The sequence below is a fragment of the Cupriavidus sp. 01T418 genome (assembly GCF_056398885.1).
In genome coordinates this window covers 52,477-69,885 of sequence record NZ_JBFTQG010000007.1, presented here as the reverse complement: position 1 = coordinate 69,885, position 17,409 = coordinate 52,477, and the positions used below count along the sequence as shown (strand labels likewise).

17 protein-coding genes are annotated in these 17,409 nt (G+C 65.9%); 9 read left to right on the top strand and 8 right to left on the bottom strand.

The features are described 5' to 3' along the window. Positions 1-156: 156 nt before the first annotated feature. The 3 genes from AC1DQ3_RS10310 to AC1DQ3_RS10300 form a co-directional block, all read right to left on the bottom strand. A complete protein-coding gene (locus tag AC1DQ3_RS10310) occupies positions 157-474 on the bottom strand; it encodes a DUF4212 domain-containing protein (protein ID WP_477120092.1) in 318 nt (105 codons plus the stop codon). Continuing rightward, entirely contained in the window at positions 467-2,035 is a 1,569-nt protein-coding gene (locus tag AC1DQ3_RS10305; protein WP_477120091.1) for a sensor histidine kinase N-terminal domain-containing protein, read from the bottom strand. The genes AC1DQ3_RS10310 and AC1DQ3_RS10305 overlap by 8 nt, the downstream gene beginning before the upstream one ends. Positions 2,036-2,143: 108 nt before the next feature. Next, entirely contained in the window at positions 2,144-2,842 is a 699-nt protein-coding gene (locus AC1DQ3_RS10300) for a response regulator (RefSeq protein ID WP_477120090.1), read from the bottom strand. A 321-nt stretch (positions 2,843-3,163) separates the two neighbouring features. On the opposite strand from AC1DQ3_RS10300, the gene recA reads away from it, so the two are divergent. The 7 genes from recA to AC1DQ3_RS10265 all read left to right on the top strand — a co-directional run bounded on the left by recA (position 3,164) and on the right by AC1DQ3_RS10265 (position 11,003). Continuing rightward, positions 3,164-4,231 carry a recombinase RecA gene (gene recA, locus AC1DQ3_RS10295; protein WP_477120089.1) on the top strand — a complete coding sequence of 356 codons (1,068 nt, stop codon included), beginning with the start codon at positions 3,164-3,166 and terminating at the stop codon, positions 4,229-4,231. A gap of 109 nt (positions 4,232-4,340) precedes the next feature. Continuing rightward, the gene (gene recX / locus AC1DQ3_RS10290; RefSeq protein ID WP_477120088.1) at positions 4,341-4,808 is read left to right on the top strand and encodes a recombination regulator RecX; all 468 of its coding nucleotides are present in this window, start codon (positions 4,341-4,343) and stop codon (positions 4,806-4,808) included. Between the two features lie 350 nt (positions 4,809-5,158). Continuing rightward, positions 5,159-5,833: a DUF2889 domain-containing protein gene (locus AC1DQ3_RS10285; RefSeq protein ID WP_477120087.1), complete on the top strand. Its 675-nt coding sequence runs from the start codon at positions 5,159-5,161 to the stop codon at positions 5,831-5,833. A gap of 67 nt (positions 5,834-5,900) precedes the next feature. After that, entirely contained in the window at positions 5,901-7,067 is a 1,167-nt protein-coding gene (gene sucC / locus AC1DQ3_RS10280; RefSeq protein WP_477120086.1) for an ADP-forming succinate--CoA ligase subunit beta, read from the top strand. A gap of 81 nt (positions 7,068-7,148) precedes the next feature. After that, complete coding sequence (gene sucD, locus AC1DQ3_RS10275; RefSeq protein WP_035869320.1) at positions 7,149-8,030, top strand: succinate--CoA ligase subunit alpha; 882 nt, start codon at positions 7,149-7,151, stop codon at positions 8,028-8,030. Between the two features lie 308 nt (positions 8,031-8,338). After that, positions 8,339-9,034 (top strand): TerC family protein, encoded by a 696-nt coding sequence (locus AC1DQ3_RS10270; protein ID WP_477120085.1) that lies wholly within the window; start codon positions 8,339-8,341, stop codon positions 9,032-9,034. A 121-nt stretch (positions 9,035-9,155) separates the two neighbouring features. Further along, positions 9,156-11,003, top strand: a complete 1,848-nt coding sequence (locus tag AC1DQ3_RS10265; RefSeq protein ID WP_477120084.1) for a PglL family O-oligosaccharyltransferase — start codon at positions 9,156-9,158, stop codon at positions 11,001-11,003. A 51-nt stretch (positions 11,004-11,054) separates the two neighbouring features. Here AC1DQ3_RS10265 and AC1DQ3_RS10260 read toward each other — a convergent pair whose 3' ends face one another. Further along, entirely contained in the window at positions 11,055-11,597 is a 543-nt protein-coding gene (locus AC1DQ3_RS10260; protein ID WP_477120083.1) for a YMGG-like glycine zipper-containing protein, read from the bottom strand. A gap of 83 nt (positions 11,598-11,680) precedes the next feature. Beyond that, the gene (locus tag AC1DQ3_RS10255) at positions 11,681-12,199 is read right to left on the bottom strand and encodes a hypothetical protein (protein ID WP_477120082.1); all 519 of its coding nucleotides are present in this window, start codon (positions 12,197-12,199) and stop codon (positions 11,681-11,683) included. Between the two features lie 449 nt (positions 12,200-12,648). Here AC1DQ3_RS10255 and AC1DQ3_RS10250 point away from each other — a divergent pair, with 449 nt between their 5' ends. Continuing rightward, positions 12,649-12,990: an excalibur calcium-binding domain-containing protein gene (locus AC1DQ3_RS10250; RefSeq protein WP_477120081.1), complete on the top strand. Its 342-nt coding sequence runs from the start codon at positions 12,649-12,651 to the stop codon at positions 12,988-12,990. A 120-nt stretch (positions 12,991-13,110) separates the two neighbouring features. Here AC1DQ3_RS10250 and moaC read toward each other — a convergent pair whose 3' ends face one another. Continuing rightward, positions 13,111-13,593, bottom strand: coding sequence for a cyclic pyranopterin monophosphate synthase MoaC (moaC, locus tag AC1DQ3_RS10245; RefSeq protein ID WP_477120080.1), 483 nt, complete (start codon positions 13,591-13,593; stop codon positions 13,111-13,113). Between the two features lie 127 nt (positions 13,594-13,720). On the opposite strand from moaC, the gene AC1DQ3_RS10240 reads away from it, so the two are divergent. Next, positions 13,721-15,538, top strand: a complete 1,818-nt coding sequence (locus tag AC1DQ3_RS10240) for a M48 family metallopeptidase (RefSeq protein ID WP_477120079.1) — start codon at positions 13,721-13,723, stop codon at positions 15,536-15,538. 45 nt (positions 15,539-15,583) lie between these two features. Here AC1DQ3_RS10240 and AC1DQ3_RS10235 read toward each other — a convergent pair whose 3' ends face one another. Together AC1DQ3_RS10235 and AC1DQ3_RS10230 are read right to left on the bottom strand one after the other, a co-directional pair. Further along, entirely contained in the window at positions 15,584-16,165 is a 582-nt protein-coding gene (locus AC1DQ3_RS10235) for a DUF2946 family protein (protein ID WP_477120078.1), read from the bottom strand. 137 nt (positions 16,166-16,302) lie between these two features. Next, entirely contained in the window at positions 16,303-17,388 is a 1,086-nt protein-coding gene (locus tag AC1DQ3_RS10230; protein ID WP_477120077.1) for a YheT family hydrolase, read from the bottom strand. Positions 17,389-17,409 lie beyond the last annotated feature (21 nt).

The following is a 17,409-nucleotide window of genomic DNA, read 5'->3' as shown; positions in this document are numbered from 1 at the left end:
AAACTTACTGCGTTCTGACAATTCCGGCGCCGTACGCTGCTAAATGCTCGGGGTATACGCTAGGCAAAAACGGATCCGGCCTTGCTGCGCCGCGACGCGCCCGGTCGCGGAAAATCGCGGAGGAACCAGCGCTAAGCGGCGCCCCTGCATTTCTTGCTATGCAGCATCGTCATGGCGCCGGGCGAGCGCGGCACGTTCGTCGGCATCGTCGTCGTCCTCGCGGTTCATGCGCCAGGCGTAGAGCGCCGCCATCAGAACGTAGACGACCAGCGCGCCTTGCGCGCCGACCCAGAACGAGAAGGGCCAGCCGAAGAAATCGAAGCGCAGATCGCGGGCGAACCAGGCCACGACGAAGGTGACCACGAACCAGATCGACAGCAGCGCGGCGATCCAGCGCAGGTTGCGATGCCAGGCGCGCCGTTCGGACTGCTCAGCCTGGTCGCGCCCACCGCGCGTGTGGTCGGGATCATTCATGCCGGCTCCAGGGGGAAGGGCGGCGCAGCGTAACGCGGAAGCAGGCGCCGGCCAGGCGCGGCTCCGCCTGGTAGACGTGGTCGAGGATGCTGACGTCGCCGCCATGCTGCTGCACGATCTCGCGCACGATGGCCAGGCCCAGGCCGCTGCCCTGGGTCTTGGTGCCGAGTACACGGTAGAACCGCTCCATCACGCGCTCGCGCTCGGCCACGGGGATGCCGGGACCGGTGTCTTCCACTTCGATATACGCGAAAGGCTCGAACGCATCGGCGCTGACGCGCACGGTGGCGTGGCCATCCGCGGGCGTGTAGCGGATGGCGTTGTCGATCAGGTTGTTGAGCATCTCGGTGAGCATCAGGCGATTGCCTTGCACCATCACCGGGTGCTCGCCGGCATCCACGCCCAGGTCGATGCGGCGCGCCCAGGCTTGCGGCAACCAGTCCTTGACCACGTCGCGCGCCAGCGCGGCCAGGTCCAGCGGGGCCATGCTGCCGGCCCCGGCCGGGTTCTCCATGCGCGCGAGCGACAGCAGCTGCGTCACCAGGTGGGCGGCACGCTCGGAACTGCCGGCAATCTGTGCCAGCGATTTGCGCAGCTCCTCGGGCGATTGCTCGCGTTGCGCCAGTTCGGCCTGCATGCGCAGCCCGGCCAGCGGCGTTTTCATCTGGTGGGCGGCATCGGCGATAAAGCGCTTCTGTGTCTGGACCGAGACATCCAGGCGCGCCAGCAGGTCATTGAACGATGCCACCAGCGGCGTGATTTCCTGCGGCGCGGCGTGTTCCTCGATGGGGCTGGTGTCGCCGGGATTGCGTGCGCGGATGCGCTGCTGGATGGACGTCAGCGGTGCCAGCCCGCGCGTGAGGCCGAACCACACCAGCACCACCGCGAGCGGCAGGATCACGAATTGCGGGAGGATCAGGCCCTTGATGATTTCGTTGGCCAGCCGCGCGCGCTTGTCGAGGGTTTCGCCCACCTGCACCAGCACCGGCTGCGCGTCGCCGCCCTGCTTGAGATCGACATAGGTATAGGCCACGCGCACATCGTTGCCCGCGATGCGGTCGTTGCGCAGCGAGACCAGGCCGGCGTGGCCGCGGTCGTCGTCGCCGGGCAGCGGCATGTCGTTGTCGCCGGCGACGAATTCGCCGTGCGTGCCCACCACCTGGTAATAGATGTTGTCGGTTTCATCGGCGCGCAGGATCTCGCGCGCGGACAGTGGCAGCTGCAGCGTGACGCGCCCGTTGACCTCGCGCACCTGCTGCGAGAGCACGATGGCGCTGGCTTCCAGCGAGCGGTCGAAGGGGCCATTGGCGATCGATTTGGCCACCAGGTAGGTCACGGCAATGCTCATCGGCCACAGCAGCAGCAGCGGCGCCAGCATCCAGTCCAGGATCTCGCCGAACAGCGAGCGCGGCGACGGGTGGCCGGCGCTGTCTTCGAGGTGAGGCAAGGCGGCGGCCAGCGTTTCGTCGCTGACAATCTCGTCGGGCGCGGGGGGCGCGGAGGCGGTGGGCGCGGGCTGCGCGGCCCGCTGGCGCCGCCGGAGCAGTCGCAGCAGGGTCATGGGGAAAAGGAGAGGCAGGGCTTGGCGATGTCGCCGCAGGGCAATGAAGCAGGGCAATAAAGCACGGTAGTGCTGACGCTGATTCCGATTCTAATGCCAACGCCGATGCTAATGGCGCTCCTGGTCGTGCGCCACGGCGGCCTGGAATTTCTCCAGGCAATAGCCCAGCCCGCGCACCGTGGCAATGCGGATGCCGCCCACCTCGATCTTCTTGCGCAGCCGGTGCACATAGACTTCGATGGCGTTGTTGCTGACCTCCTCGCCCCATTCGCACAGGTGGTCGACCAGTTGCTCCTTCGATACCAGCCGCCCGGTGCGGGTGAGCAGGATCTCCAGCAGTCCCACCTCGCGCGCCGAAAGATCCAGCATCTGCTCGTTCAGGTAGGCAATGCGGCCGACCTGGTCGAAGGCCAGCGGACCGTGGTGGGTCAGCGTGGCGCCGCCGCCGGTGCCGCGCCGCACCAGCGCGCGCACGCGCGCTTCCAGTTCGGACAGGGCGAAAGGCTTGGCCATGTAGTCGTCGGCGCCCAGGTCCAGGCCCTTGACGCGCTCGTCCACGCCGTCGGCGGCGGTCAGGATCAGCACCGGCAGCATGGCGCCGCGCGCGCGCAGCCGCTTGAGCACTTCCAGCCCCGGCATGCGCGGCAGGCCGAGATCGAGGATCAGCAGGTCGAAGGCCTGGGTCGACAGCGCAGAGTCGGCTTCAACCCCACTGGCAACATGGTCGACGGCATAGCCGGAGTGACGTAGCGAGCGCGTCAGGCCGTCTGCCAGCACATCGTCATCTTCGGCGATCAGAATACGCATGGTTGTCTCCACCCTGGCCCGGCTTTGTCGCCCCTTTCCATCAAATGGGCGCGGACGGGGCTTGCCAAGCATACTGTTTTTTTATACAGTACTCGCTTATGCCGGTCGCATTCGATTTGTCTTCGATGCCAAGTCGATGCAAGCCGGGCTTTACAGATCTTGTACTTGTTTTTTACCGAACGTTCGCCCCAATGTTTGCCCCTGCTGCCAGGTTCATCGTCATCAGGAGTTCGCAGTGCGGCGCGGGCCGGGCGGTTGCCAGCAAAAGAGGGCAGCGCGCCACATGCGGCCTATTTATACACCATTGACGGAAGGACGACCATGGATGACGGCAAGAAGGCGAGTGCTGGCGTAAGCGCCGAAAAGCAGAAGGCGCTGGCGGCCGCGCTGGCCCAGATCGAGAAGCAGTTCGGCAAGGGCTCGATCATGAAATTGGGCGATGCCGAGGTCGAGCAGGATATCCAGGTCGTGTCCACCGGCTCGCTGGGCCTGGACATCGCACTGGGCGTCGGCGGCCTGCCGCGCGGCCGGGTGGTGGAAATCTACGGTCCGGAATCCTCGGGCAAGACCACGCTGACGCTGCAGGTCGTGGCCGAGATGCAGAAGCTGGGCGGTACCTGCGCCTTTATCGATGCCGAGCACGCGCTCGACGTCAACTACGCCTCCAAGCTCGGCGTGGCCGTGGGCGAACTGCTGATCTCCCAGCCGGACACCGGCGAGCAGGCACTGGAAATCACCGACGCGCTGGTGCGCTCGGGCTCGGTCGACCTGATCGTGATCGACTCGGTGGCGGCCCTGGTGCCCAAGGCCGAAATCGAAGGCGAAATGGGCGATTCCCTGCCCGGCCTGCAGGCCCGCCTGATGAGCCAGGCGCTGCGCAAGCTGACCGGCACCATCAAGCGCACCAACTGCCTGGTGATCTTCATCAACCAGATCCGCATGAAGATCGGCGTGATGTTCGGTTCGCCCGAAACCACCACCGGTGGCAATGCGCTGAAGTTCTACGCTTCGGTGCGCCTGGATATCCGCCGCATCGGCTCGATCAAGAAGGGCGATGAGGTGATCGGCAACGAGACCAAGGTCAAGGTGGTCAAGAACAAGGTGTCGCCGCCGTTCCGCGAAGCCTTCTTCGACATCCTCTACGGACAGGGCATCTCGCGCCAGGGCGAAATCATCGACCTGGGCGTGGACGCCAAGGTTGTCGAGAAGTCCGGCGCCTGGTACAGCTACAAGGGCGAGAAGATCGGCCAGGGCAAGGACAACGCGCGTGAATACCTGCGCGAGAATCCCGATATCGCCGACGAGATCGAGAACAAGGTGCGTGAATCGCTGGGCGTGGTGCTGATGAACGGCACGCCGGCTGCCGCCGTGGCCACCGTCGAGGCCTGAACTTCGCCGGCCGGGACGTTCCCGGCCGCGAACCCCGCCGGGGCGGCACGCGCAGCGACGCGGGCCGCCCCGGTTTGCGTTCTTGACGCGCATTTCAAACGCTCTTTTCATGGCCACTCGTCCCCCTCTTTCCCTCAAGGCCCGCGCCGTAGGCTACCTGTCGCGGCGCGAGCACAGCCGGGCGGAGCTGGCACGCAAGCTGGCCCCGCACGCCGAATCGCCCGAGGCCCTGGAGCAACTGCTGGATGCGCTGGAGCGCGAGAACTGGCTGTCCAACGAGCGCTTCGTCGACAGCCTGGTGCACCGGCGCGCCAGCCGCTATGGCGCCGCCCGCGTCATGCAGGAAGCCCGCACCCACCAGCTCGGCGGCGAGCAGCTCGCCGGTCTGCAGGAGCGCCTGCGCGGCTCCGAACTGGAGCGCGGCCGGGCGGTATGGCAAAAGCGCTTCGGCGCGCCGCCCGCCACGCCCGAGGAGCGGGCCAGGCAGATCCGCTTCCTGGTGGCGCGCGGTTTTTCCCGCTCGGTGGTGAGCCAGGTGATCAAGGGCGCGGACGAATGGCTGGATGGCGCCGACTGACACGACTGACACGACTGAGCAATCGATGCGGCTGACCAACCCTGCCGGATTTCCGCCCAAAGTGATGCCGCCACGATGTCCTGCACCGGCGCGGTGCGCATACCTGATTCGGCAGTAGGCGTATTCGGTGGCGTATTCGGCGCCGTCCGCATGTGATTCGGGCAGCGGTTCAGTCTTGTGCTTGCGCGCATTTTCCCTGTCCACAGTACCTGTCCGTCACCCGACAATCCCCGACAACAGCCCCGCGCGCAGTTTGTTCCCGGCCAAAGTTGGCCGGCATGTTAAAATTCTGCGGTTTTCTGGCCCAGCCTCTGGCTTGGCCGTCCTTTTTCCCGCTCCTGCCTGGTGTTATGCCGCTTTCCCCGCCCGTCAATCGCACCCTGCGTCACCGTCGCGCCATCATGGCCGAGGCGTACCTTAGGGACGATGGCCTATGGGATATCGAAGCGCGCCTGACCGACACCAAGCCCCGCGAGATCGAGCTTGCCGGTGGTGGCGTGCGCCCCGTGGGCGAGCCGCTGCACGATTTGTGGCTGCGCATTACCGTTGATGTGCGCATGAACGTGGTGGACGCCGATGCCTGTTCCGACTGGGTACCGTATCCGGGCCAGTGCGACACCATCGGCCCGGCCTACCGCAAGCTGATCGGCCTGAACCTGATGAAGGGTTTCCGCAAGGCCGTGAAAGAACGGCTGTCCGGCGTGTTGGGCTGCACCCACCTGACCGAGCTGGCCGGCGTGCTGCCGACCACCGCGATCCAGGCCTTCGCCGGCGACGTGTTCAAGATCCGCGACGGCGGCACCGAAGACACCAATCCTGAACCGCCTTACCAGTTGCACGGCTGCCATGCCCTGCATTTCGAAGGCGAGGTGGTGCGTCAGTTTTACCCGCGCTGGTATGGTCACCAGCCAAAGCCGAGGATCAAGACCGAAGGGTCTTCGACCCCGGCGGCGCAACCCGCGGAGGCGCTCGCCGCCACCGCTGGCGGCGCTATGTCCCGCAGGCCAACCGGCACCTCCGGCTAAGCCAGGCCGGCCGGCCATCCGCCGAGATTCCATCTCCACTTTTACGCCTACCCGAAAGGAAACACGCATGAATATCCATGAGTACCAAGGCAAGGAAATCCTGCGCAAATACAATGTGCCGGTTCCGCGCGGCATCCCCGCGTTCTCGGTCGAAGAGGCCCTGAAGGCTGCTGAACAACTGGGCGGCCCGGTATGGGTCGTCAAGGCGCAGATCCACGCGGGCGGCCGCGGCAAGGGCGGCGGCGTGAAGGTGGCCAAGAGCATCGACGAGGTCAAGACCTACGCCAGCAATATTCTGGGCATGACCCTGGTCACGCACCAGACCGGCCCGGAAGGCAAGAAGGTCAACCGCCTGCTGGTCGAAGAAGGCGCTGACATCAAGAAGGAACTGTACGTCAGCCTGGTCGTCGACCGCGTCTCGCAAAAGGTGGCCCTGATGGCTTCCAGCGAAGGCGGCATGGACATCGAGGAAGTCGCTGCCCACAGCCCGGAAAAGATCCACACGCTGATCATCGATCCGTCCGCTGGCCTGCTCGACGCTGACGCCGACGACATCGCCCGCAAGATCGGCGTGCCCGACGCAAGCGTTCCCCAAGCCCGCCAGGCCCTGCAAGGCCTGTACAAGGCGTTCTGGGACACCGACGCATCGCTGGCTGAAATCAACCCGCTGATCCTGACCGGCGACGGCAAGGTGATCGCGCTGGACGCCAAGTTCAACTTCGACTCCAACGCCCTGTTCCGTCATCCGGAAATCGTCGCCTACCGCGACCTGGACGAAGAAGATCCGGCTGAAATCGAAGCTTCGAAGTTCGACCTGGCCTACATCTCGCTGGACGGCAACATCGGCTGCCTGGTGAACGGCGCCGGCCTGGCCATGGCCACCATGGACACCATCAAGCTGTTCGGCGGCGAGCCGGCCAACTTCCTGGACGTGGGCGGCGGTGCCACCACCGAGAAGGTCACCGAAGCCTTCAAGCTGATGTTGAAGAACCCGAACCTGAAGGCCATCCTGGTCAACATCTTCGGCGGCATCATGCGTTGCGACGTGATCGCCGAAGGCGTGATCGCTGCATCCAAGGCCGTGTCGCTGTCCGTGCCCCTGGTGGTGCGCATGAAGGGTACCAACGAAGAGATCGGCAAGCAGATGCTGGCCGACTCGGGCCTGCCCATCATCGCGGCCGACACCATGGAAGAAGCCGCCCAGAAGGTCGTGGCTGCCGCCGCGGGCAAGTAAGCCAGACGCGAACACGAACGCCAGCAGCGCGCCGGGGCCAGGCCTTCGCGCGCTGCTTTGAGCCAAGCAAAGGATTACAGCATGTCGATTCTGATCAATAAAGACACCAAGGTCATCACCCAGGGCATCACCGGCAAGACCGGCCAGTTCCACACCCGTGGCTGCCGCGACTACGCCAACGGCAAGAACTGCTTCGTTGCCGGCGTGAACCCGAAGAAAGCCGGCGAAGACTTCGAAGGCATTCCCATCTACGCCAGCGTCAAGGATGCCAAGGCATCGACCGGCGCTACCGTTTCCGTGATCTACGTGCCGCCCGCCGGCGCCGCTGCCGCCATCTGGGAAGCCGTCGACGCTGACCTGGACCTGGTGGTCTGCATCACCGAAGGCATCCCCGTGCGCGACATGATGGAGCTCAAGGACAAGATGGTGAAGGGCAACAAGAAGACCTTGCTGCTCGGACCCAACTGCCCGGGCCTGATCACGCCTGACGAAATCAAGATCGGCATCATGCCGGGCCACATCCACCGCAAGGGCCGTATCGGCGTGGTGTCGCGCTCGGGCACGCTGACCTATGAAGCAGTGGGCCAGCTGACCGCGCTGGGCATGGGCCAGTCGTCGGCCGTGGGCATTGGTGGCGACCCCATCAACGGCCTGAAGCACATCGACATCATGAAGATGTTCAACGACGATCCCGAAACGGACGCCGTGGTCATGATCGGCGAAATCGGTGGTCCGGATGAAGCCAACGCGGCTTACTGGATCAAGGAAAACATGAAGAAGCCGGTGGTTGGCTTCATCGCTGGCGTGACCGCGCCTCCGGGCAAGCGCATGGGCCACGCCGGCGCGCTGATCTCGGGCGGTGCCGACACGGCGCAAGCCAAGCTGGAAATCATGGAAGCCTGCGGTATCAAGGTCACCAAGAATCCGTCGGAAATGGCTCGCTTGCTCAAGTCGATCCTGTAATACCGAACAGCGGCTTTCCCTCCCCCAGGGGCGGGAATGGCTTGCCGGTACCGGTGCGGGTGCATGGCCGCAACCGCACATCGGACCTCGATGCCCCCGCCTTCGTGCGGGGGCATGTCGTTCTGGAGTGCCAATCACCTAGGGTAACTCCGGAGGCGTGCGATATGCCGATTGAAACCCAATCGAAAGCTTGATACGGTAAATCTTCATGTCTGAAATCTCAGACATCCGAAATTCCGTAGATGCCGATGGCAATCGGTACATACGTGGCGTTCGAATCATAAATTAGAAACTCGAGGAGCTTTACCGTGGAACTGCTGTCCTCCACTGCGTTTTGGATCGCGTTGGGATCCATCATCCTGACCAACATCGTGCTTTCCGGCGACAACGCCGTGGTGATCGCACTGGCCTCCCGCAACCTCCCGCCCGCGCAGCAGAAGAAGGCAATCTTCTGGGGCAGCGCCGCCGCCATCATCATGCGGGTGGTATTGACGGTCGCCGCGGTCAAGTTGCTCAGCCTGCCGTACCTGAAGATCGTCGGCGCCTTGCTGCTGGTCTACATCGGCGTGCAGCTGCTGACCGGTGAAGACGACGAGGACGGCCACGACGCCAAGGACAACATCTGGGCCGCGGTCCGCACCATCCTGATTGCCGACCTGGTGATGTCGCTCGACAACGTGGTGGCCGTGGCCGCCGCGGCGCAGAAGGGACCGGAAGGCAGCCAGCTGATGCTGCTGATCCTGGGCCTGGGCCTGTCGATTCCGCTGATCGTGTTCGGCAGCACCATCCTGCTCAAGGTCATGGACCGCTTCCCCATCATCATCGTGCTGGGCGCGGCGCTGCTGGGCTACCTGGCGGGCGAGATGCTGGTGAGCGATCCGGTGGACGCTGCGTGGTTCGAGATGCACGTGCCGCATGCACACTTGGTGTTTGGCGCAATCGGCGCGGCACTGGTGGTAGTGGTGGGCAAGCTGCTGCAGAGACGGTCGGTACAGCCGGCCTGACGGACGCCAGTCCGGGCCCGCAATGAAAAAGCGCCTTCGGGCGCTTTTTCATTGCCTGCTCCCCGAGCTATCATCCGCCTTTTGCCAACCAGGCATAACAAGGCATAACAAGGCATCCCGCATGCTGCCCTCCCGGTCAGCCATATCCTCCAGTTCCCTCGCTGTCGCGCTGATCGTGCCGCTGCTGGTCTCCCGGCACACGCTCCCGCTAGCCACCTTCTACGGCGAATGGGCCTCGGCATTGTTGTTCGCCCTGGCCGTCATCGCGCTGGCCATCACGGCAAACCGGCAAGCCCAGGGGCCCGCTTGCCAGGCCACGCCCGCCCGGTTTCCCTGGATCGTCCTCTTTCCCCTCTGGCTGATCGCCACCGGCATTGCGCAAGGGCTGACCGGCATGGTCGACCTGTCGGGCAGCCGGCTGATCACCGAGCTCGTGCTGGCGCTCGCCGCCGCGGTGATGTGGGCAGCGTGGCGGCAGGGCAGGGCCGCGTCGCCGCCCGAGCGCCAGGCGATGACCGATGCGCTCGCCATTGCCTGGCTGATAGCCGGATTGCTTGGCACGCTGGCGCAATGGATCCAGGTCTTCGGTCTGGAGCCTGACACCCTCGGGATGGTTTCCACCTACTTCTACGACGACAACCGCCGCCTGTGGGGCAACCTCAACCAGCCCAACCACCAGGCCACAGTCGAGGGCCTGGCCCTCGCGGCTGGCGTATGGCTGGCAGCGCGCGGCTGGCTGCGGGCGCCGGCCTGGCTGGCGGCGGTGCTGCTGCTGGAGAGCGGCATCGTGCTGTCGGGCTCGCGCACCGGTATCCTGCATGTCGGCCTGGCCGCGGCCTATGCGTTGGTCGCCGCCTTGATGGCGCGCGGGGCGGGGCAGGGCGAGCCGGGTGCGATGCAGCGTCCGCGCCATGCCGGCCGCAACCCGATGAGCCGGCCGGCCGGGCTGGTGTTTGCCGCGGTGGCGATGGTGGTGCTGTTGCTGATGCTGCAGCCGCTGATCAAGAGCGCGGGGCAGGTCTTCGACTGGCGGCTGTTCGATACGGTGGCGCAGCTGCAGGCGTCCAACCAGGTATCGGCACGCGGGGCGCTGTGGTCCCATGCGTGGGCGATGTTTCGCTCGCATCCCTGGCTGGGGGTGAGCTGGGGCGAGTTCGGCTGGGCGCAGTTCCAGCAGATGGCGCAAGTCGGCGTGACAGTGGAAATGTCGCTGCATGCCCACAACGCGTTGCTGGACCTGCTGGCGAAGACGGGACTGGTCGGTACCGCTGGCGTCGTGCTCTCATTGCTGGCCTGGCTGTGGCGCGTGGCGCACCGGCGCCTGTGGCGCGGCGACGGGCCAGAGCGCGCGCGGACGGTGCTGGTGCTCACATGGCTGGCCATGCTGTGTGCGCATTCGATGCTGGAGTACCCGCTGCACTACCTGTATTTCATGTTGCCGTTCTGCTTCATGCTGGGATGGCTGGAGCCATCGGGCTTCTGCCGCATGCGCGCGCCGCGTTGGCTTGCCGTGCTGGCCGGCGTGGCGTTCATCGGCGTGGCGGCAGCCCTCCTCGCCACCATGTGGCAGGACTACCGGCGTGCCGAAGCGCGCGAATATGCGCGCGCGGAGCGCCGTGCGGCGCTGCCGATGCCGCGCTTCTGGTTCCGCCAGGCCGCCGCAGCGGAAGCGGCGGAGGATGCCACGATCACGCCGGAGAACGCGGCGCAGTTGCTGCCGCCGCATATCGCCGCCCTTCACCTGCTGCCCACGCCCACGCTGATTGCCCGCACCGCTTGGCTGCTGGCCTTGAGCGGTGACCCGGTCCAGGGCCGTGCGTGGCTGGAACGCTTGCATTTCTATTATCTCGGCGACGAGGCAAACCAGTTCGCCGACTTGGCCCATGCTTGTGCCGAGGTGGACCCGGTGGCGCGGCCGCGCGACTTCTGCGACTGGATCAGGGCGCGCAGCAAGGGCAAATCGCCATAAGCCCGCCCCGAGCCAGCCTCGCCTCAACGCCGCGGGGCGGAGATCGCAGGGTTACTGCGGCGGGTAATAGCCCGGTGGCGGCGGCGGATAGTAGTAGGTCGGCGCGGCCGGCCGCGGGGCCGCCGCCATATTGCCGTAGACCGGCACCCGATGACCGCTGGCGTACATGCACTGCACATAGGCAGCGTCGTAGCGGCGCTGGCTGCCATAGCCCGCGTATTGGGCATTGCTCGTGCCGACTGCCGCGCCGGTGAGCAGGCCGACGCCCGCGCCCACTGCCGCACCGCTGCCGCCGTTGAACGCTGCGCCAGCGGCAGCACCCAACGCCGTGCCGACCGCGGCGCTGCCTACCGCGCTGGTGGTTGCCGCCTGGTTGGCGGTCACGCCGCCCACCTGGCCGAAGGCGAATTGGCGGCAGGTGTTGTCGTCGGCCCGGAACTGATTGAAGCTCTTGCCGGTTCCGGGGAGCACCATCACGCTGGGGCCGCTGGGCATTACGGCACAGCCGGCCAGTACCAGTGCCGCCAGCGGCAGGCCCAGCAGGACCGGGAGTCCAGGCAAGCTGGGCCGGCTGGAATGGTTAAGGGCTCTCATGTCGCCACCTCGATACCTCGTTCATCGAAACATCGCGCGCAGCGTCACTGCGCGCCGTAGTCATTGGAAACGCGCTCCAGGCGCTAGGCGGGTGGTTGCGCCGGGACCTTCCGCCAGCCGCCGGGGCAGGCCTTGACATACGGGTAGTAGCCATCCGGCCTGGTGCAGTGATACCAGTACGCCTGTTGCTGCGGCTGCGGTTGCTGTTGGGGCGCTGGTGGCACGAAACCACCGCTGTCCATCTCAAAGCTTCCGTCCTGGCCCTGCTCGATGTATTGCGGCGGCGAGGTCGGCACGCCCACTACGTCGGGCGGATAGTAATAGCCGGGGGGATAGTAATAAGGGTAGGGGTAGCCCCATCCATATCCATATCCCCAGCCGGGACCGATGACGACGCCTACGCTCCCGTGCCAGCCACCATGCCAACCACCGCCCCCATGCCAGCCTCCACCGCCATGCCAGCCGCCACCGCCGCCCCCATGCCAGCCGCCGCCGTGTCCGCCACCGCCGCCGTGTCCGCCGCCACCGCCTGCCAGGACCGTCCCGCTCGCGCCCAGCGCCGCCAACACCAGCAAAAGCTGGCCAACCCTACGCCCGTTCATGTTGCTCACCTTGGATCGACGCGGAACGAGATCCCGCGAGGGGGGCGTTTGCGTCCCCTAAACTGCATTGAATACCAATTTGCCGTATGTGGCGTGGCGCCGCCTGCTGGCGAAATGCGGCGTTACGCTTGTTACAGCGGAAGCGGCTCAGGCGTAAGTGTGTGTCATGGATGGTAAGAAAGGTGGGGCGGCGGTGATGCGGATGGGGCACTTGCGGGTGAGTGCAGATGATCCGGACGGAAGCGACGGTCTCCGCACCGCTTTGGACGACTGTATCTTCAGCCAGTTGGGGTAATACCGATTCAGCATCGTCAGGCTGCGATGGCCGGATACGGCTGCCGGTTCGATCCGGTTGGGCAACTTCATTTGCCCGCCGTGTGATCGCCATTTGGCGCGAATCGTCTTAACCAAGAGCAATAGCAGTTCAACGGCCGGGGGGCAATCCGGCTGTGCCACACCGAAGTCGTACACAAGCGCCAGTGCGCCAAGGAACATCATTCGGTCGCCGTCTGGCTGGATTCATCGCTGTTGCCATCGTCATTGCCACCGGATACAAGTATGTCGCTCCGAAGTTCGGCGCGTCCGAGACATTGGCCACTGACTCGGTTCAAGCCCCAACCGCCGCGGCGTCTAGCTTATTTCAGTGTGATGGACGGACGCATTGTTCTCAAATGACCTCTTGCAAAGAGGCTACGTATTTCCTGAAAAACTGTCCAAACACTGCGATGGACGGTGATGGTGACGGCACCCCTTGTGAGTCGCAGTGGTGTACGAGCATTTTTTCCAAGTAGGTTGCTTCGAGTTCGATAGCCATCGAACGTCTAAAGAATTTGGGCAAGATCGATTTTTCGTCACTCCGCGGGGAGTGCGGGTGAAAAAAGCGTCAAGCTAAAGGCTTATAAAACATTTACTTAGCTGTCGCCCGCCACCCAGTCCCCCGACTTCCCCCCATGCTTCTCCAGCAACTTCACGTCCCCCATCACCATCCCCCGATCCACCGCCTTGCACATGTCGTAAATAGTCAGCAGCGCCACCTGCACGCCGGTCAGTGCTTCCATCTCCACGCCGGTCTGCCCGTGCGTCTCGGTGCGCACAGTGCAGCGGATGGTGGCGCTGGCTTCGTCCAGCGCGTAGTCCACCGCCACCTTGGTGAGCGAGATCGGGTGGCATAGCGGGATCAGGTCGGACGTGCGCTTGGTGGCCATGATGGCGGCGACGCGGGCAATGCCGAGCACATCGCCCTTCCTGGCGGTACCGTCGCGCACCAGTGCGAAGGTGTCGGGGAGCATGGCGATGGTGCCGGTGGCGACGGCCACGCGGTGGCTATGTGCCTTGGCGCCGACGTCGACCATATGGGCTTGTCCGGCGGAATCGAAATGGGTGAGCTGGCTCATGGCGTGGACCTGCGAAAGTCGAGAGAAATGCGTGGCGGAGGCGCTTGCCGCGTTTGCGGGGGCGGGGCGTGGCAAGACCGGGCGATGCCCGGTGGGAATGGCTTCCGGAGGCCGCTATCATAGCAACATGCGCAAGAACCAAACGCTCGCCGGAGCGCTCTCCTCGCCCGCCCGACAGGCGCGCCTCAAGTCTCGCATGGGCCTCGTGCGCCATGCCGATCCCGACGCCGCACCGCCGCGCGTGCCCGCGAAACCGGGGCGGGTTGCGCGCCGTTCGATCGCGGCGCTGGTGGCGCTGACGATGGCGTTGCCCGCCTGGCCCCAGCAGCGCCAGTTGCTGAACGATCCCGCGCGCACCGCCGCAGCCGCTACCAGCGGTACGGACAGCAGCGGCAGCGACCAGGTCTACGACAACCTGAACCGCAGCGTCAAGGCGGGGCAGAAATCCGACTTCGGGCTGCGCAGCAACACCACGGTGGTGGAGACCAACGGCGTGCAGTTGCCCGACCTGGGAGACCCGTCCACGGCATCGCTGACGCCCGATATGGAAAAGCGCCTGGGCGACCGCATCATGCGCGACATCCGGCGCGACCCCGACTATGTGACCGATCCGCTGCTGGCCGATTACCTGAACGCGCTCGGCTATCGCCTGGTGCAGGCGGCGCGCCGGCAGAACATCTCCGGCTCCAACGGTGTCGGGACCTTCGCCACCGGCTTCGAGCTGTTCGCGGTGCGCGACCGCACCATCAATGCCTTCGCGCTGCCCGGCGGGTACGTCGGCGTGCACACCGGCTTGCTGGTGCAGTCGGATACCGAATCCGAGCTGGCCTCGGTACTGGGCCACGAAATCGGCCACGTGATGCAGCGGCATATCGCGCGCGGCATTACCAGGCAAGACCAGTCGATGTGGATCGCGCTGGCATCGATGGTGCTCGCGGGGCTGGCGGCCACCAAGAGCGGCGACGCGGCCGCGGCGCTGGCCGTGGGCGGGCAGGCGGCGGCGGTGTCCAACCAGCTGTCGTTCTCGCGCGGGGCCGAGCGCGAGGCAGACCGGGTAGGTTTCCAGATCATGACCGCCGCCGGCTTCGACCCGCAGGGCATGCCTGATTTCTTCAAGCGGCTGCAAAGGGTGATGGGCATCTCGGAGAGTTCCGTGCCGGCTTACGTGCGCACCCACCCGCTCACCTCGGAGCGGATCGCCGACATGCAGGACCGCGTCAGCCATGTGGCGGTGCGCCATGTGCCGAGCACGCCGGAGTACGAGTTCGCGCGCATGCGCGCCCGCATCATCCAGGAAACCACGCCAAGCGACCTGCAGAATGCGCGCGCGGCGCTGCAGTCGCAGCTGGCGGCCGCGTCGCCGACGCGCTTGCCGGCGCTGTATTACGGCATTGCATTCGCCGAACAGCGGCTGGGCCGCAACGCTGCCGCGGAGCAGTCGCTGGCCCAGGCCCGCCGGCTGTATGGCAATATTCCCGGCGCCACTTCCGGCAGCGCCATGCTCGACGTGATGTCGATCGAACTGGCGCGCGCGCAGGGCCGGCAGCAGGAGGCGCTGAACCAGGCTGTGGCGTCGATGAAGGCGTTTCCGCTGTCGCACGCGGTAGCGATGAGCTATGCCGCGACCTTGCTCGGCGCCGGCCGCACCGACCAGGCGGTGGCCTTCCTGCGCGAGCGCACGCGCGAGGAAACCGCGCGCTCCGAGTGGTGGGACATGCTGGCGCGAGCCTATGCCGATCAGGGCCGGCGCGTGCAGCAACACCAGGCGCTGGCGGAGAAGTATGCGGTCGATGGATCCTACCAGGCCGCGATCGAGCAACTGCAGATCGCGCGCAAGGCGGGCGATGGCGATTTCTACACGCTGTCGGAAGTCGATGCGCGGCTGCACCAGCTGGAGCGCCAGTTCCGCGAGGAAAAGCAGGACAGCAAGGGCATCCCTAACTGACGACCACCCGTGGCCGCCATCCCGACCGGCGACCGCCGCTTCCGCTCAGGGGGCCTGTTCGCCCGCGGGCGGCTGCGGCTGGCGCACGAAGCCGTAGCGCGCCGGCACCTCGTCCTGCGTGATCGGCTCGATCGGCACGTCGGTGCCGTCGAAATGAAACACGCCGAGATTGCCGCCGCACGCCTCGCCGTGCCAGGTGCAGGCACTGCTGAAGGCATCGAGGTCATGGTCGTGCAGCAGCGCGGCCTGCAGGACACCATCGATCTCGCCGGCCAGTATCACGTTGCCGTGCTCGTCGGCAAGGCAGGCGCGCAGCGTGAAGGCGCGCTGCGACGTGGTTTGCAACTGGCCCTGGTGCAAGCGCACGATCCAGGGCGCGTAGGCCAGCGACACGAACACGCGCTGCGGACCGTTCTGGAAGTACCAGGCGCCGCGCTCGTCGTGCTGGTAGTTGCGTTCGATGAACGCGATCAGGGCGTCATGCCGGATCGGGTCGCCGGACAGGCCGTGCTGCTGGGCGTACTCGTTGCGCATGCGCCATTGCCCGCGCCGGTCCAGCGCCAGCCAGCCGTAGCAGTTGGGGACATTCGGCCAGCGGGCCATTGCTTGCTTGACGGTGTCATCCATTGTCGCTGTCTCCTTGCGGGATCATCCATGTCGATCATGAAGCGCATCCCGCTCGCATTGATTCAGGTGGCGTGGCGCGGGCGGTCGGCCCGGGTTTGCCACCCGCTCGCCATCCATGTGCGCAGGGCGCCCGCGCTTCACGCCACAGTGTCGAAAAACCGCAGGATGCGCGCTGGCAGCCACTCGATGTGCCCGGCATAGGGCAGCACCGGCAGCAGGCGCAGGACATCTTCGCGCGGTGTCATGAAACCGACGTGACCACCGTGCTCGGGTTGTTCCAGCCAGACTTGCGGGCTGACGTCGGCCGGTCCCGGCAGGTGGCGCGCCGGCAGGAAAGGATCGTTGCGGGCGTTGAGCACCAGCGTGGGCACGGCGATCCCGCCGAGCACCGGCTTGCTGGACGCGCGCGCCCAGTAATCGTCGGTGTCGCGAAAGCCATGCAGGGGCGCCGTGACCACATTGTCGAAGTCGTACAGGTCGCGGCTGGCGAGCATGGCTTCACGGTCGAACAGGCTGGGATACTGCTCCAGCTTGGCCAGCGACTTGCGCTTCAGGGTTTGCAGGAACATGCGCGTGTAGAGCATGTTGAAGCCCTGCGACAGCGCCGCGCCGCCGGCGGCCAGGTCCAGCGGCGCCGACACCGATGCCGCGGCGCTGACGAAGCCCGCGCCGCTGCCCTGTTCGCCCAGCAGGCGCAGCAGAGCATTGCCGCCCAGCGAAATGCCGACCGCCAGCAGCTTGCGCCCGTTGCCGCAGTATTGCCGGTGCAGCCGTTCCAGGATCCAGCGGATCTCCGCCGAATCGCCGGAGTGATAGAAGCGCGGCGCCAGGTTCAGCTCGCCCGAGCAGCCGCGAAAGTGCGGGATCACGCCCTGCCACCCGCGCGCCGTCAGCGCATGCATCATGGCCTGCGCGTAGTGGCTGCCGGAGTCGCCTTCCAGGCCGTGGAACATCACCAGCAGCGGGGTGCCGGGCGTCACCGGATGCGTGGTCCAGTCGAGGTCGACGAAGTCGTCGTCAGGCGCGGTCCAGCGCTCGCGCTTGAAGGCGACGCTTGGGGGGCGCTGCGTGAAGCGCGCCGGGATGATGGTCTGGGCATGTCCGCCGGAGAGCCACCACGGCATGCGGCGGCCGCCGCCGAACGAGGAAGCGGCGTGGCTATCGACCGGAGTGGCCGGGGCCGTCCCGGCGGGCCGGCGGTGCGATGGCGGAAGCTGGCTCATGCCTGGAATGCTGGAAACGCG

Excerpts from the sequence above, each read along its gene's own strand:
- AC1DQ3_RS10310 (WP_477120092.1), bottom strand. The coding sequence starts at position 474 with ATGAATGATCCCGACCACACGCGCGGTGGGCGCGACCAGGCTGAGCAG.
- AC1DQ3_RS10305 (WP_477120091.1), bottom strand. The coding sequence starts at position 2,035 with ATGACCCTGCTGCGACTGCTCCGGCGGCGCCAGCGGGCCGCGCAGCCC.
- AC1DQ3_RS10300 (WP_477120090.1), bottom strand. The coding sequence starts at position 2,842 with ATGCGTATTCTGATCGCCGAAGATGACGATGTGCTGGCAGACGGCCTG.
- recA (WP_477120089.1), top strand. The coding sequence starts at position 3,164 with ATGGATGACGGCAAGAAGGCGAGTGCTGGCGTAAGCGCCGAAAAGCAG.
- recX (WP_477120088.1), top strand. The coding sequence starts at position 4,341 with ATGGCCACTCGTCCCCCTCTTTCCCTCAAGGCCCGCGCCGTAGGCTAC.
- AC1DQ3_RS10285 (WP_477120087.1), top strand. The coding sequence starts at position 5,159 with ATGCCGCTTTCCCCGCCCGTCAATCGCACCCTGCGTCACCGTCGCGCC.
- sucC (WP_477120086.1), top strand. The coding sequence starts at position 5,901 with ATGAATATCCATGAGTACCAAGGCAAGGAAATCCTGCGCAAATACAAT.
- sucD (WP_035869320.1), top strand. The coding sequence starts at position 7,149 with ATGTCGATTCTGATCAATAAAGACACCAAGGTCATCACCCAGGGCATC.
- AC1DQ3_RS10265 (WP_477120084.1), top strand. The coding sequence starts at position 9,156 with ATGCTGCCCTCCCGGTCAGCCATATCCTCCAGTTCCCTCGCTGTCGCG.
- AC1DQ3_RS10260 (WP_477120083.1), bottom strand. The coding sequence starts at position 11,597 with ATGAGAGCCCTTAACCATTCCAGCCGGCCCAGCTTGCCTGGACTCCCG.
- AC1DQ3_RS10255 (WP_477120082.1), bottom strand. The coding sequence starts at position 12,199 with ATGAACGGGCGTAGGGTTGGCCAGCTTTTGCTGGTGTTGGCGGCGCTG.
- moaC (WP_477120080.1), bottom strand. The coding sequence starts at position 13,593 with ATGAGCCAGCTCACCCATTTCGATTCCGCCGGACAAGCCCATATGGTC.
- AC1DQ3_RS10240 (WP_477120079.1), top strand. The coding sequence starts at position 13,721 with ATGCGCAAGAACCAAACGCTCGCCGGAGCGCTCTCCTCGCCCGCCCGA.
- AC1DQ3_RS10235 (WP_477120078.1), bottom strand. The coding sequence starts at position 16,165 with ATGGATGACACCGTCAAGCAAGCAATGGCCCGCTGGCCGAATGTCCCC.
- AC1DQ3_RS10230 (WP_477120077.1), bottom strand. The coding sequence starts at position 17,388 with ATGAGCCAGCTTCCGCCATCGCACCGCCGGCCCGCCGGGACGGCCCCG.